Genomic DNA, 14,000 nt, shown 5'->3' on the forward strand with positions numbered 1-14,000 from the left:
GTTTGAAGCCATTAATTTGTGAACGTGCTTTTTCAATATCGCCATTTAGTAATAAGGCTATTATAGTTAATGCATGATTTTATTCTGGCAGTTTGAAGCCATTAATTTGTGAACGTGCTTTTTCAATATCGCCATTTAGTAATAATGGCAGCGCTTCAAATGCTGCTGTCAGAGCGCTATCAATGGCAATCTGTTCATCGGGCGCAGCTTTTGAGAGCACATGACCACTAACTTTAGACTTATGACCAGGATGACCAATACCAATACGCAAACGATGGAAGTCGTTGCCGATATGAGGGGTGATATCACGCAGACCATTATGACCGCCATGACCACCATTCGTCTTAAGTTTGATACTGCCAGCTGGAATATCGAGCTCATCATGAGCAATCAGTAACTCATCATTTTCAATGCCATAAAACTTCACCATCGGCACCACTGACTGACCAGACTTATTCATAAAGGTGAGCGGCATCAATAGACGTACGTCATGCCCATGAATCTGCCCACGTCCTGTAATTCCATGAAACTTTTTATCATGGGAGAGGGTAATGTTGAACTGCTGAGCCAAGTGATGGACAAACCAAAACCCTGCATTATGACGTGTAAACATATACTGCTGACCAGGATTACCAAGACCGACAATAAGCTTTATGGCCATAAAAACACCCTGCTTAAATTGAATAAATGAGGCATAAGGTTTGCGATTATGCTATTTATTCATAGCATATCTGTTATTTTTCAAACCTTACTTACAAAAACAGCAGGAGATATTTATCACCTGCTGTTTTTTGACTAAACAAACCTTGTATTACATAGCAGACGCTAGGTTGCGTGCTCTATGTAACCGTGATTTATTATTCGCCGTCTTTGTCTTCAGTGCCTTGCTCAGTAGCAGGTACGTCAGCAGCATCAACTTCTTCAGCGTCTGCGTCAACTTCTTCAACCGTTGGTGGCTGCATGTTAACGATAGTACGGTCGTGAGCATCTTCCATGTCAAGATCAAAGATGATAACGCCTTCAGGTAGTTTGATATCTGATAGACGGAATAGATCACCGATTTCCATGCCTGATACGTCAATTTCTAGGTATTCAGGTAATTGTGATGGTAGGCAAACGATTTCGATATCAGATACTAGCGTTGATAGAACACCACCAGCTTTAGTACCAGGCGCTTCTTCACGACCAGCAAAATGCACAGGAACGTTCATGTTGATTTTCTGACCTTTCACAACGCGCTGGAAATCAGCATGCATTGGGAAGCCTTTAGCTGGATGGCGTTGCAAGTCTTTGATAACCGCTTGATGCTCTACGCCATCAACATTGATTGTCAAAATGTGTGAGAAGAACGCTTCGAATTCAAGTGACTTTACTAGCTCGTTGATCTTGATAGAGATAGATGTTGGCTCTTCGTTACCACCATAGATGATAGCAGGAACTAGATTCTGCTTACGTAGGCGGCGGCTCGCACCTTTACCTTGTTGCTCAGCAGAACGATCAACAGCGTTTAGTTCAAAATGATTAATGCTCATGGATATAATCCTATAAAAAGAATGATGAAGTGTCTGGTCATAAAAAAGTGGATTTGCGACCAATCCACTAATACGTGATGATAGCTAACATTTATGATTGCTAATAAAATTCACAATTGCTAAATGTAGCCATTTGCTCATCATAACGATTTTTTTGGATAGTCATTATCATGACAATCGTTACTTTTGGGCATGATCAGCACTTTTGAGAATGCCAACCTAATTAAATCGAACAAATGGTTGGCACAGGCGCGCATTATACGTGATTTTGTAGTAATAATAAAGACCTACGCAAAATGACTGTGCAGCACCAATAGGCAAAAAAAGCGTCAAGTAAAGATACTTGACGCTTTTTTTTAAACTTAAGCAGTGTTTTATAACGAGCATTGCCAACAGAAAGTAGAGCAAGTGCTCATTAAAAATCTAAGCGTCAAACATGGCGCTGATAGATTCTTCGTTATTGATACGGCGTAAGCTTTCAGCAAGCATCGGTGCGATACTCACTTGGCGGATTTTGCTACAGGCTTTTGCCGCTTCAGACAATGGAATCGTATCGGTAACAACGACTTCGTCTAGCGCAGATTCACTGATATTTTGTAGTGCGTTGCCTGATAGGACAGGGTGCGTAATATAAGCCAATACGCGACGTGCACCGTTTGCTTTCAATGCTTCAGCTGCTTTACATAGCGTACCTGCGGTATCAACCATGTCATCAACGATGACGCAATCACGGTCACGAACATCGCCGATGATGTGCATGACTTGCGACTCATTGGCACGGGCACGGCGTTTATCGATAATCGCCATGTCAGTATCGCCCAACTGTTTAGCCATAGCACGCGCACGCACCACGCCGCCGACGTCAGGAGAGACAACCATGATGTTATCGTAATCTTGTTTTTGTAGGTCGTTAAGCAATACAGGCGTGCCGTAGATATTGTCTACAGGAATGTCAAAGAAGCCTTGAATCTGATCTGAGTGCAAATCAACCGTCATCACGCGATCGATACTCACGATGTTTAGCATGTCAGCGACGACTTTAGCAGAGATAGGCACACGAGCAGAACGTGGACGACGGTCTTGACGGGCATAACCGAAGTAGGGCATGACTGCTGTAATGCGACCCGCACTAGAGCGACGCAGCGCATCGGCCATCATCATGATTTCCATCAAATTGTCATTGGTTGGTGCACAAGTTGGCTGCATGATAAACACGTCTTTACCGCGCACGTGTTCTTTGATTTCTACGGCGATTTCGCCATCAGAAAAACGCGTGATGTCAGCTTTACCAAGAGGTATATGGAGATGATCGGCTACGGTTTTTGCTAATTCAGGGTGGGCATTACCCGTAAAAATCGCCAAATAAGGCATGACAGAAGTCCTATTGATTGACTCAAGCAGCGACCGCTAAGCAGTGTCAAACTGCTCAAATTCAGAAAAGAGTGGTGAAAAGTTTTGATGACTACTATTACAGTAAAAAAATGGCAGGGGTAGCTGGACTCGAACCAACGGATGTCAGGATCAAAACCTGATGCCTTACCAACTTGGCTATACCCCTGTAATGTCTAGGCTGTGTACGTCGATATCTAATAGCAACTTTTAATAAAAGTCATTGTTAGAATAGCGTCACGACCTGTTCGCTATATTATAAACGGATAAACCATTTAAAACATAACTGTTCCCTAGCGGTGTCCATTGCGAACTATACCGAAACTGGGATAACGTTGTCAATGTCAATAAGATAAGCGGCTATTTATAAACCACCTATGATCACTGCATATCAAACGCTTCGTACTAAAAAATGGCAGGGGTAGCTGGACTCGAACCAACGGATGTCAGGATCAAAACCTGATGCCTTACCAACTTGGCTATACCCCTATTGAGGCGACCTATTATAATTAAATTTTCAGATTTTGCAAGTCATTTGCGCCTTTTTATGGCTTTTATTGAAAAATAGGTCAAAAAAAACGAATATCGGGTCAACAAAGCGCTTTACGCTGTATTTATAATCATTTTATCTTCGCACTACAGCTCAAATCTAATTCATAGATTACGAACTAAATAGGCAGAACAAGGCGCCTCTTCAATCCACTTTGCTAAATGCGCTTTATCAGTAGCCACGCTTGCATCCAAAGGTAAAAACACTGCGCTACCAGAGCCGGTCATTCGTGCTGTGCCGAGTGCTTGCGCCTCTAACCCTTGTAAGTAACGTAATGCTTCGCTGACGGCAGGAGCAAGACTGGTCACCACTGGCGTAAAGACATTTTGATAGGGCGTGGTCAGAGTTTGTACATAGTCGGCTTGTTTATTTTTAATTGTCTCAACCGATAGCACAGCGATATCACGTTGCAATTTAGGATGCGCGAACAGCTGGGCAGTATTAACGTGAGCATTGGGCGTCAATACTAAATACTGCTGGTCGGGCAACTTGATTGCGGTTAACTGCTCTCCAATACCCATCGCAATCGCATCTTGCCCAAAGATAAAAATCGGCACATCTGCGCCAATAGTGGCAGCAATTTTTATAAGCGTATCTTGATCAAAATTAAGCTGCCAAATTTCATTAAGTGTCATCAATGTCGTTGCGGCATTGGATGAGCCGCCACCCAAGCCTGCACCCATCGGCAAATGCTTATCTAAAGCGATATGCACCTGTGCTAACTGCTCAGGTAGAGTATTTGACTGTATGGCAGCCGCTAGCAATACACGCGCTGCTTTAAAAATTAAGTTGTCTTCTATATCGGCAGTTATAGTCTCTGCACCAGCCAATATTAGCAGTTGATGACAGAGCTTATTGGCATCTAGTTCACTATCTGCCGTAGATTCACTATCTACTGTAAAAATTACGGCTTCATCTATGACTGAAAAATGCAAATAATCGCCCCAATCAAGCATGCGAAATACGGTTTGCAAATTATGATAACCATCAGCACGCTTACCTGTGATATGCAAAAATAGATTAATCTTTGCCGGTGATAAGCGGGTGATGGTGGAAGTAGGCGTAGCGGCTAGGTTTTTAATCATAATGTTTGGTTGTAGACGGCTATAGTAATCAATAATCAGCAATTTTCATCGTATTTACGTGACTAATCAATGATTGATCGTCATTACTACCTTATTGCCTTGTGGCAGTACGGCACTGATTTTATTTGGTAACTTATCAGACCCTTTATAGGTAAAGCTTGCGGTCCATTCACCATTGACTGAGCTGATTAAACGATTTTGATCATCGAGCTGTGGTGCGCTATCGGAAGGCGCCGGGCGACCAGATATCCAATAGGGCATTTGTGAAATAGGCGCTTGCCACCCAGTAGCTTTTTTGAGCAAAGTCTCAGGATCATCAGCAGTTAAGGTACCTGTTTTTTCGCTGACTAAAGTGGCGGTTTGACCATTATATTCGATGTTGGTTTTACCAATACCGAGCGCGCCGATCAGCTCAATGGCAAAGCGATCATTCTGCTGCCCCCATGCATAGAACGCACTACCACCTTGAGTGCCTGTGGTGTCATTGGCGGGCATCGTTACACCGATTTTGCCAGTGATATTAAAGTTCTCAAGCTTTTGCGGTGGCTCAGCGTTTTGACCTTGTAAGGTCGCGCTGGGTTGGTTAGTAGCGTTTGCTGTTTTTAGTGATTGACAACCAGACGTGATGACGAGCGCGGTTGTCACGGCAGCGAATAGCGCCAATTTATTAGGCTTATTAGCATTGACCAATACTGACATGATGTTTCCTCAAAAATAGACAAATTTACGAAATCATTGTTTCGAAAATAGATTAGCTTAATGGTTGTATGTTACTCAGTTATGCGTGGCTGTTAGCATCTTATGAGTGCCTTGTAATCATAGCATGCAACGATTTGTCCACTATAAAACGGCGGGTCAGTAAAGTTGTATACGGTCATTGATATTGTGTTGCCCAAATGAGAAGCGCTGCTGCAAGTCTGCGAGTAATGCCTCGACTTTTTCATTGTTGCCTAAACCTTGATAAGCGCGTAGTAGTAAGCTGCCAGAGCGCAAGGTAGGAAACACATCGTAAGGGGTTTGCAGGTAGTCGATGACTTGTTGATAGTTTTCATTGGCCAATGCATTGCCAGCCAGCACATTCAGCGCTTGCAGGTGCAGCTCATTGTCATAACGTGGGTCATCATAGCGAATCTGAATGATGGCGGTGGCCAATGCCAATCCTTGTTCAGAGCTGCGTTCATTGGCTAGCAATAACTGCGCGTAACTGAGCTGGTAGGAGAGGTTGGTTGGGTCAAGTGCTTGCAGATGATTGAGCAAGGTGCGCTTAACGATATAGTCGTCTTTGTCATCAAGGAGCTGGGCGCGTGCAAACAAGAGCATCTCATTATCAGGATACTTGCGAGCAGCTTTGGTTAGTAGGCGCAGGGCTTCTTCGGACTCATTTTGCTGCCATAAAATATCGGCTTGCAGCACAAAGGTATCTGGCGCAAAGACGTTAAAGTCTTTACGCAGTTTTTCTAAAGTAGCAATCGCCGCATCTATATCGCCGTTAAGCAATTCAAAAGCCACTACTTTTCTACGAGCCTCTAATACCAAGTCTTCTAGCATGACACCATTAAGATAGTATTTGGCTTGGTCAAAGTGCTGCTGACGCTCGGCACTGATACCAAGATAATAATAAGCTTGATCAAGGTAAGCGGGGTTTTTTGCGAGCATGTTGAGTAGCTCATCGGCACTGTTATATTCTTCGATATCTAAGCTCACCAACGCAGCCAACAAAGTAATCTCGGCATCATCAGCAAAGCGACCATGGGCATCCAGCAATAATTGCCACGCTTCTTGGCTTTGCTTTAAGTCAAGCAAGTAGCGAATCTCGTACAGATAGAGACTTTTACTATCGGGATTACGCAGGCGCGCTTGGCTCACATAATTGACGACGGTTTCAGCCGTGACGATTTTGCGCAGTATGTCTGCCTTTAGTGTAATAAAAGGTACATAGTCAGGCTGGCGTTCTAGCGCCCGATTGATATGGACAATGGCAATCTCAGGCTCGTTAAATTGGTAAAGCAACCCTGCTTTCAATACCGACAATGAGGCATTCTGCTCGCTATCTAGTGGTTGCAAAGCGGCAAGTAATTCACGTTTGTCTTCATCATTGTTTGGATAGATACCGATAAGGATTTCGCTTAAGTCCGCTCGAGGGTCATAAAGCAGAATACGATTCAAGGTTTCGCCAGCTAACAGATAATCGTGAGCTCGCAGAGCCAAATGCGCCACATAAAACCAAGCAGGCACGTGATCCGGATTTTGGTCTTGCCATGACTTGGCAAATTGTAACGATTTCTCAACCCTTTCGGTGCGTAAAGAAAGGCTGAGTGCTCTTTCAAACACGGCAGTTGCATCTTCTTTGAATGCTTGCTGCTTATAGATAGTAATCGCTCGTTGTCTATCACCGCGATCTGCTGCGAATTCTGCATCAAGCAGCGCATACAGGCTAGGCTCTTTGAGCTCAGGTTGCCATAAGGTAGTTGGCGCTAACCCATTAATATTGGCGACATTTTCTATTGGTTGTGTATTGGTAGGAGTAGTTGCTGATAGCGTTGAGCTATTATCAATGCCGTCGCTACTGAATGCCTTGTCGTTCTTATCAGCAATGGATAGTTTGGGTACATGGGCTTCGAGCGAGATATCAGGATGACTGGCATGAACGGAAGACGATCCTAAGCATAGGCAAAAGGCCAACGACAAGGTTAGCTTATAACGCTGGCACAGACGTTCGATAACCGCATGCAATAGGGCACGCAGATTAGATTGGTCGTCATGCGCAAGTTGTGATCGAAATAATGACCCAAAAAAAATCATAGATAACCGTATTCGCCCATTGTTCATCTATATCGATAAGACAATTTTATTTTAATCATTTCAAACTAACTATTGGTAACGAGTACCCATGCCTGACATTATAAAAGCAGACTGATGGGATAAACAATAGTGCCCGTGTTACTCCGTTATTAATAGCAGCCGCTCTACCAAATCTTTGCTAACAAAGTAGGATTGGCTGATAACCTGTATCAACGGGGTCTTTCATTGGTTGTAAATCTTAGCTTAAATATTGTGAAAATATAACAAGTTAACGTCAAGTAAGCGAATGATTTCTATCCATTTCTATAAGCGCTCGCTAAAACATAGATATTGGTTTTAACAATCGTATCGGTAGTTGATTTGTTACTCATGTGCCCAGATACAAGCAAATAGCTATCATCGATAGCTGAGTGTTAATTAAAGCTGGCAATAATGATATAATAGGCGGCTTTTAGAGTCTTCCTTTCAGCGCTGTCGCCTACAACTGTCTTTTAAAAATAATGAGATAGCGTGGGCTGGCAGGTGAGCGTCATGTTTATGGTCTATCAATAATGAGATTAGTGGTCATTGGGGTCAATCACAAAACTGCACCAGTCGCTCTGAGAGAGCGCTTGGCGCTTGTGGGTGACGATGTGAATATCGCTCTCAAACAATTAGAGGCCTTTACTGATGGCAGTGTGATTGTTTCTACTTGCAATCGTACGGAAATCTATGCGCTTGTGCCGCAGCTAGCAGAGCCGCAAGATGTTCCCTCTATGTCTGCTAATGGCGCGGTCGGTGCTCAGACATCTTCGGCGGCTATTAGTGCTCATATCTTAAAAATTAAAGCGTGGCTTGCTGACTTTAAGCAGTTGTCACTGTCTGAGATTGATCCTTATCTTTATGTGCACCGTGACACTCACGCGCTGACCCATTGGCTTAGAGTTGCCGCAGGGCTTGACTCTATGATATTGGGTGAGCCGCAGATACTCGGTCAAATCAAGCGCTCAGTACAGCTCGCGCAAGAACAAAAAGCGCTGAGTAATCAGCTTGGCTGGATTATCGATCAAGTATTTGCTGCCGCCAAACGCGTCCGTAACGAGACCCAAGTGGGTGCTCAAGCGGTATCGCTTAGCTATGCGGCCGCCAAATTAGTGACGCAAATATTTGATGATTTGCCCAGTCGCACATTGCTGGTGGTCGCGGCAGGCGAGATGAACCGTTTGGTTGCCACCCACATTGCTGGGCTTGGTGTAGGTCGCGTGATTATTTGCAACCGCAACCCTGAGCGCGCTGAAGCGCTGGCAGTGGAGCTGCGCCGCGCAGGTCACTTGGTGGAGGTCAGACCTTTACAAGAGTTACCACAAGTTTTAGCAGAAGCCGATATCGTTAGTAGCTGTAGCGGTAGTATGGATGTGTTGATCGATAAAACCATGACTTTGCGCGCGCTGAAACATCGTCGTTATCAGCCTATGTTGATGATTGACTTAGCCGTACCGCGTGATATTGACTCGACCATTAGTCGTATCGATGATGTTTATCTTTACTCTGTCGATGATCTACAACACGTGATCGCTGGCAATATCGAACAGCGTAGACAAGCGGCAGTCGATGCCGAACTGCTCGTTAGCCAATTAGTCGTTGAGATGGATCGCAGCTTTCAAGTGCGCCAAGTCGGTAAAGACATTCAGCAGTATCGCGCGCATACGCAGGACCAAGTAGATAAACTCCTGCATGAATCCATTGCCAAGCTACAACAGGATAATGCCAGTCCTGAAGATATTATCATTGAGCTGTCACGCCGCTTGGCGCAGACGCTAACCCACGCACCATCGAAGCTCATGCGCAAGGCTGCCCGTGAAGGGGATAGTGAGCTGCTAGACTTTGTGGTGTCTGGGCTGCAAGAGGCTCATCGCGGACGTCGATAGTTATTATTGACTAATCAAAAAAACATAAGCGGCGCAAACCTTATTATTGCGCAAACATATCGTTGTCAACCTGCATTATCAGTGCTAATATCAAGCTGTTATGAGTATATTAAGCGATGATAATCTTTTGTTATACGCGAGCGGTTATTTTCTAAAAACCTTAGTGTATATGTTCTCGCTTGATGCCTATTCATCTCATCAGTTGTTAGTGACCATTATTAGCCTACCACCGCGTAGCCCCTATAGTGGCGCACCTGTTCTGTACGACTTTGTCTAAAATCAATAAAAACACGGCGTGCAAAACACAATCACCAACGGCAATAGCGCTAGGATAAAGTGCTATATCGTCAACCCTGCGTCATGCTCTCGACTATTACCCCACATTAATATTCAGTTAATACTACCCATAGTAGTATCTAGCTGCTATGCAATCTAACGACTATGCTATTGGTCAGCAATGCTATTTGATAGCCATATTATTTAACAAAAACGTTATTTCACACCCATGTTATCTAATTAGAAGCATTATTTGGCTAAGTTGGCGAACAGTAGGTGTCTAGATTGGTTAGCGTTATTAAGGCAGGTTGGTTTAAGAGAGTATCTGGATTTTGCTATAGCCAATGCTTGAGAAAAATTAAACTATCTAACTATAAACTAGGAGCTTCCTATGACTGCATTACGTCAAGATATTGATCCAAACGGCTTATTAGAATACTCAGTGGTCTATACTGACCGCGCCTTAAACCACATGTCAAAAGTCTTTCAGCAAGTGATGAATGACTTATCTAGCGACTTAAAATCCGTGTATAACGCCGAAGCAGTGGTCATTGTACCCGGTGCTGGTACTTATGGAATGGAAGCCGTTGCGCGCCAATTGGCCAATGACGAAGATTGCCTCATTATTCGTAACGGTTGGTTTAGCTATCGCTGGACGCAAATTTTAGAAAAAGGCAAAATCGCCAAGTCGTCTACGGTATTGACGGCACATCGTGAAGAGGGTGAGTCACCAAAGCCATTTGCCCCCGTTGATATCGATGAAGCCGTTGCTAAAATTAAAGCAGAGAAACCAGCAGTGGTCTTTGCGCCGCACGTCGAAACATCATCGGGTATTATTTTATCATCAGACTATATCAAAGCGCTAAGCGCGGCTGTACATAGCGTTGGCGGTTTATTGGTTATTGATTGTATCGCTTCAGGTTGTGTGTGGTTGGACATGAAAGACTTGGGTATTGATGTTCTCATCAGCGCCCCGCAAAAAGGGTGGAGCAGCACTCCGTGTGCAGGCTTAGTCATGCTAAGCGCTGCGGCAATCGAAAAAGTAGACAATACAGAATCAGATAGCTTTAGCTTAGACTTAAAGCAGTGGTTAAATGTCATGCGTGCCTATGAAAATGGCGGTCACGCTTATCATGCCACCATGCCAACCGATAGCTTACGTCAATTCCGCGATACTATTTTAGAGTCAAAAGAGATTGGCTTTGATAAATTGCGTGATGCGCAGTGGCAATTGGGCAACCGTATTCGTGAAGTATTAGCCGCTAAAGGCATTGAAAGCGTTGCGGCGAAAGGTTTTGAAGCGCCAGGCGTCGTGGTTGCTTACACCGATCGCGATGATATGCATAAAGGCAGTGCGTTTGCCGAAACAGGCATGCAAATCGCTGCTGGTGTACCGTTAAAAGTTGGTGAGCCGGATAACTTTAAAACGTTCCGCTTAGGTTTATTTGGTCTAGATAAATTGACTGATGTAGACGGAGCAGTACAGCGTTTTGAAACTGCACTTGATGCAGTATTGGCAAAATAATATCTTTATCTCGTAAGATGTTCTTTAAGTAAAAAGAATACTGAGCCCTTGTAACGAGGGTTCAGTATTTTTTTACCTATTTATTATATTTTATAATATAATGTATTTATATAAAACGAAATTCAAAACTGTTTTGATAAAAATTGGCTTAGGTAAATATTATGAGTATACAAATAGATTGGCAAGCCTTTACGCCAATTTCCTTGGTAGGCGGGCTGATGCTGGGCGTTGCAACGGTCATATTGCTATTGGGCATTGGTCGTATTGCGGGTATTAGTGGTATTTTCTCAAGTCTCTTAAAACCCAAGCGCGTCGAGATGTGGCAGGTGTTATTCATACTTGGTCTTGTTATCTCGCCATTACTTTATGGTCTGGTAAAACCGTTACCTGATATAGAGATTAGTAGCTCTTTGCCACTGCTTATCGGGGCAGGATTGCTGGTTGGTTTTGGGACACGTTTGGGTTCAGGTTGCACCAGTGGACATGGTATCTGCGGTAATGCGCGACTGTCACCACGATCGATGGCGGCGACGGTGACCTTTATGTTATTTGGTATTGTGACCGTTTATATTGGTCGTCATGTCTTGGGTTTGATTTAAAAACCACATAGACAGTACGTTGCGAAGATAGCGATGACTATTGTTTATATCGGATGGTTATAACCGCTTGGATTAACACATTAGGTGCGAGAAAAAACATGCTAAAAAATATAATTGGATTACTGGCAGGGTTATTATTTGGCTTTGGACTGCTGATATCAGGCATGACCGATCCTGTAAAAGTAAAGGGCTTTTTGGACGTCTTTGGTGCATGGGATATTTCTCTAGCACTGGTGATGGGCGGCGGTCTAATGGTAGCGATAGTCGGCGTGCAGTTGGCTGAGCGTCAAAAGACCAGTTGGATTGGCACCTTAATTGAGATGCCAACTAAAACCACTATTAATAAAAAATTGTTAATCGGCGCGATGCTATTCGGTATCGGTTGGGGCTTAGTCGGTATTTGCCCAGGTCCCGGTATTGTGCTGCTTGGTACAGGACAGTGGCAGGCCTATGTCTTTATCCCAGCGATGATAGTTGGGATGTTGGTGTATCAGTGGCTAGAACCTAAGCTTACTTGATATTGGCTTGGTTTTTTTAGCGCAATAAAAGGGTCAGTCTAATTCAATTAGGCTGACCTTTTTTTATCAATGATGCTTCATTAATATTAACGATACTTCCGTATTATTAAGGCTTAATGATAAAGTCTTACTTGGCGCTTGCCATTACTTTTGGCATTTCGTGTGCTAATGACTTGGCCGCTTGACGCAGCTCAAATTTCTGCACTTTACCGGTGCTGGTTTTTGGAATTTCAGCAAAGATAATATATTTGGGCACTTTAAAACCCGCCAAATGCTGCTTGCAATGTTCCATCACATGGTCGCGCTGCAAGGTGCTGCCTTCATGAATCTCGATGAAGGCGACAGGTACTTCGCCCCATTTATCATGCGGCGCGGCGACGACAGCGCAGCTTTGGATTTCTGGCATTTTATATAAAACGTTCTCGACTTCGATGCTAGAGATATTTTCGCCACCTGAGATGATAATGTCTTTAAGCCTGTCCATGATTTTTATATAACCATCAGGATATTTAATGCCCAAATCACCAGTACGGAACCAACCATCAGCAAAGGCTTCTTCGGTGGCTTTACGGCTTTTTAGATAACCTTTCATCACCATATTACCGCGCAGTGCCAGTTCACCCATCTCTTCACCATCAGCGGCAACTGGCTCCGTGGTGCCTTGTTTAAATAGCTCAAAGCCAGTCATTAAATGTGACGTTACGCCCTGACGTGATTTCTTTTGTGCACGAGCAGCGATATCCAGCTCATCCCATTCTGTTTGTTCCGCGCAGACGGTGACCGGACCATAGACTTCGGTGAGACCGTAAACGTGCGAGATATGAAAGCCCATGTCTTCCATGGCAGCGAGCATGGTTTCAGACGGCGGCGCACCAGCGACCCAGCCTTTGACTTCATGATTAATCGCTTTTTTATATTCAGGTTTGCCGCCAGCAATCATATTATGCACCACAGGCGCTGAGCAATAATGCGTGACTTTATGCTTGGCAATCAGCTGCAAAATCAAATCAGCATCAATCTTACGCAAGCAGACATTGACGCCCGCACGTTCGGCAATCGTCCAGGGAAAGCACCAACCATTACAGTGAAATAATGGTAGCGTCCATAGATACATCGGGTGCTTGGGCATATCCCAATCTAAAATATTGGAGACAGCGTTGAGTGTCGCGCCGCGATGATGATAGACCACACCTTTTGGCTTACCCGTCGTGCCAGAGGTATAATTGAGCGCGATAGCATCCCATTCATCGAGTGGCTTTTCCCAATTATCCAAATTGTCTGAGCTGGCGATTAATGCTTCGTAGCTCATTTGCCCAAAACGCTCAATATCGAGCGCCGCATCGGTCGCATGAATCACGATTAGATTGGGAAATGCTTCGTCGATAATTTCAGCATGCTCAGCAAACTCGCTATCTAGAATCAACACTTTGGCTTCTGAGTGTTGCAGACAAAAGGTCAGGGCATTGATATCGAGGCGGGTATTAAGGGTGCAAAGTACCCCGCCTGACATCGGTACACCAAAGGCGCATTCGATCATCGCTGGGGTGTTTGGCATCATGACTGCAACTGTGTCATTTTTATCAATGCCTAATTTGCGTAGACCATCCGCCAATTGACGACAACGGTCATAAGTCTGTTGCCACGTTTGCATGAGGTTATTGTGTTCTAAATCGTCATAAATGATGGCAGTTTTATCGGGATAGACCTGTGCGCTACGGATAATAAAGTCGATAGGGGTAAGCGGTTGATGGTTGGCAGTATTTTTGCCGAGACCTGTGTGGAAGTCTGTCATGGGGATAGTCCTTTATCTTGCTGTT

General features: G+C 44.1%; 11 protein-coding genes and 2 tRNA genes. 4 read left to right on the plus strand and 9 right to left on the minus strand.

What is annotated here, in order from left to right; translation table 11 throughout:
* Positions 1-79: 79 nt before the first annotated feature.
* From pth to I3252_RS12185, 8 genes are all read right to left on the minus strand, one after another.
* Positions 80-661, minus strand: coding sequence for an aminoacyl-tRNA hydrolase (gene pth, locus I3252_RS12150; RefSeq protein ID WP_045443276.1), 582 nt, complete (start codon positions 659-661; stop codon positions 80-82).
* 196 nt (positions 662-857) lie between these two features.
* Positions 858-1,532 carry a 50S ribosomal protein L25/general stress protein Ctc gene (locus I3252_RS12155; protein WP_045443278.1) on the minus strand — a complete coding sequence of 225 codons (675 nt, stop codon included), beginning with the start codon at positions 1,530-1,532 and terminating at the stop codon, positions 858-860.
* Positions 1,533-1,955: 423 nt separating this feature from the next.
* Positions 1,956-2,903 carry a ribose-phosphate pyrophosphokinase gene (locus I3252_RS12160; RefSeq protein WP_045452669.1) on the minus strand — a complete coding sequence of 316 codons (948 nt, stop codon included), beginning with the start codon at positions 2,901-2,903 and terminating at the stop codon, positions 1,956-1,958.
* Positions 2,904-3,014: 111 nt separating this feature from the next.
* Positions 3,015-3,090, minus strand: a tRNA-Gln gene (locus I3252_RS12165).
* Positions 3,091-3,334: 244 nt separating this feature from the next.
* Positions 3,335-3,410 (minus strand) — tRNA-Gln (locus tag I3252_RS12170).
* A 165-nt stretch (positions 3,411-3,575) separates the two neighbouring features.
* Positions 3,576-4,556 (minus strand): 4-(cytidine 5'-diphospho)-2-C-methyl-D-erythritol kinase, encoded by a 981-nt coding sequence (ispE, locus tag I3252_RS12175; protein ID WP_238035375.1) that lies wholly within the window; start codon positions 4,554-4,556, stop codon positions 3,576-3,578.
* Positions 4,557-4,622: 66 nt separating this feature from the next.
* A complete protein-coding gene (gene lolB / locus I3252_RS12180) occupies positions 4,623-5,255 on the minus strand; it encodes a lipoprotein insertase outer membrane protein LolB (protein ID WP_201501851.1) in 633 nt (210 codons plus the stop codon).
* A gap of 156 nt (positions 5,256-5,411) precedes the next feature.
* Positions 5,412-7,358 (minus strand): tetratricopeptide repeat protein, encoded by a 1,947-nt coding sequence (locus I3252_RS12185; RefSeq protein ID WP_238035376.1) that lies wholly within the window; start codon positions 7,356-7,358, stop codon positions 5,412-5,414.
* 551 nt (positions 7,359-7,909) lie between these two features.
* Here I3252_RS12185 and hemA point away from each other — a divergent pair.
* The 4 genes from hemA (at position 7,910) to I3252_RS12205 (ending at position 12,183) form a co-directional block, all read left to right on the plus strand.
* Positions 7,910-9,265, plus strand: a complete 1,356-nt coding sequence (hemA, locus tag I3252_RS12190) for a glutamyl-tRNA reductase (protein WP_238035377.1) — start codon at positions 7,910-7,912, stop codon at positions 9,263-9,265.
* Between the two features lie 667 nt (positions 9,266-9,932).
* Positions 9,933-11,066, plus strand: coding sequence for an aminotransferase class V-fold PLP-dependent enzyme (locus I3252_RS12195; RefSeq protein ID WP_238035378.1), 1,134 nt, complete (start codon positions 9,933-9,935; stop codon positions 11,064-11,066).
* 161 nt (positions 11,067-11,227) lie between these two features.
* Entirely contained in the window at positions 11,228-11,665 is a 438-nt protein-coding gene (locus I3252_RS12200; protein WP_055123579.1) for a YeeE/YedE family protein, read from the plus strand.
* Between the two features lie 98 nt (positions 11,666-11,763).
* Complete coding sequence (locus tag I3252_RS12205; RefSeq protein ID WP_238035379.1) at positions 11,764-12,183, plus strand: DUF6691 family protein; 420 nt, start codon at positions 11,764-11,766, stop codon at positions 12,181-12,183.
* Positions 12,184-12,310: 127 nt separating this feature from the next.
* Here the strand turns inward: I3252_RS12205 and I3252_RS12210 are convergent, their stop codons facing one another.
* Positions 12,311-13,975: an AMP-binding protein gene (locus I3252_RS12210; protein WP_238035380.1), complete on the minus strand. Its 1,665-nt coding sequence runs from the start codon at positions 13,973-13,975 to the stop codon at positions 12,311-12,313.
* Positions 13,976-14,000 lie beyond the last annotated feature (25 nt).

Origin of the sequence: Psychrobacter sp. Ps4 (assembly GCF_022129285.1) — a bacterium.
Taxonomy (GTDB): domain Bacteria; phylum Pseudomonadota; class Gammaproteobacteria; order Pseudomonadales; family Moraxellaceae; genus Psychrobacter; species Psychrobacter immobilis_A.

Coding starts and splice junctions, on each gene's coding strand:
- pth (WP_045443276.1), bottom strand. CDS start 661: ATGGCCATAAAGCTTATTGTCGGTCTTGGTAATCCTGGTCAGCAGTAT.
- I3252_RS12155 (WP_045443278.1), bottom strand. CDS start 1,532: ATGAGCATTAATCATTTTGAACTAAACGCTGTTGATCGTTCTGCTGAG.
- I3252_RS12160 (WP_045452669.1), bottom strand. CDS start 2,903: ATGCCTTATTTGGCGATTTTTACGGGTAATGCCCACCCTGAATTAGCA.
- ispE (WP_238035375.1), bottom strand. CDS start 4,556: ATGATTAAAAACCTAGCCGCTACGCCTACTTCCACCATCACCCGCTTA.
- lolB (WP_201501851.1), bottom strand. CDS start 5,255: ATGTCAGTATTGGTCAATGCTAATAAGCCTAATAAATTGGCGCTATTC.
- I3252_RS12185 (WP_238035376.1), bottom strand. CDS start 7,358: ATGATTTTTTTTGGGTCATTATTTCGATCACAACTTGCGCATGACGAC.
- hemA (WP_238035377.1), top strand. CDS start 7,910: ATGAGATTAGTGGTCATTGGGGTCAATCACAAAACTGCACCAGTCGCT.
- I3252_RS12195 (WP_238035378.1), top strand. CDS start 9,933: ATGACTGCATTACGTCAAGATATTGATCCAAACGGCTTATTAGAATAC.
- I3252_RS12200 (WP_055123579.1), top strand. CDS start 11,228: ATGAGTATACAAATAGATTGGCAAGCCTTTACGCCAATTTCCTTGGTA.
- I3252_RS12205 (WP_238035379.1), top strand. CDS start 11,764: ATGCTAAAAAATATAATTGGATTACTGGCAGGGTTATTATTTGGCTTT.
- I3252_RS12210 (WP_238035380.1), bottom strand. CDS start 13,975: ATGACAGACTTCCACACAGGTCTCGGCAAAAATACTGCCAACCATCAA.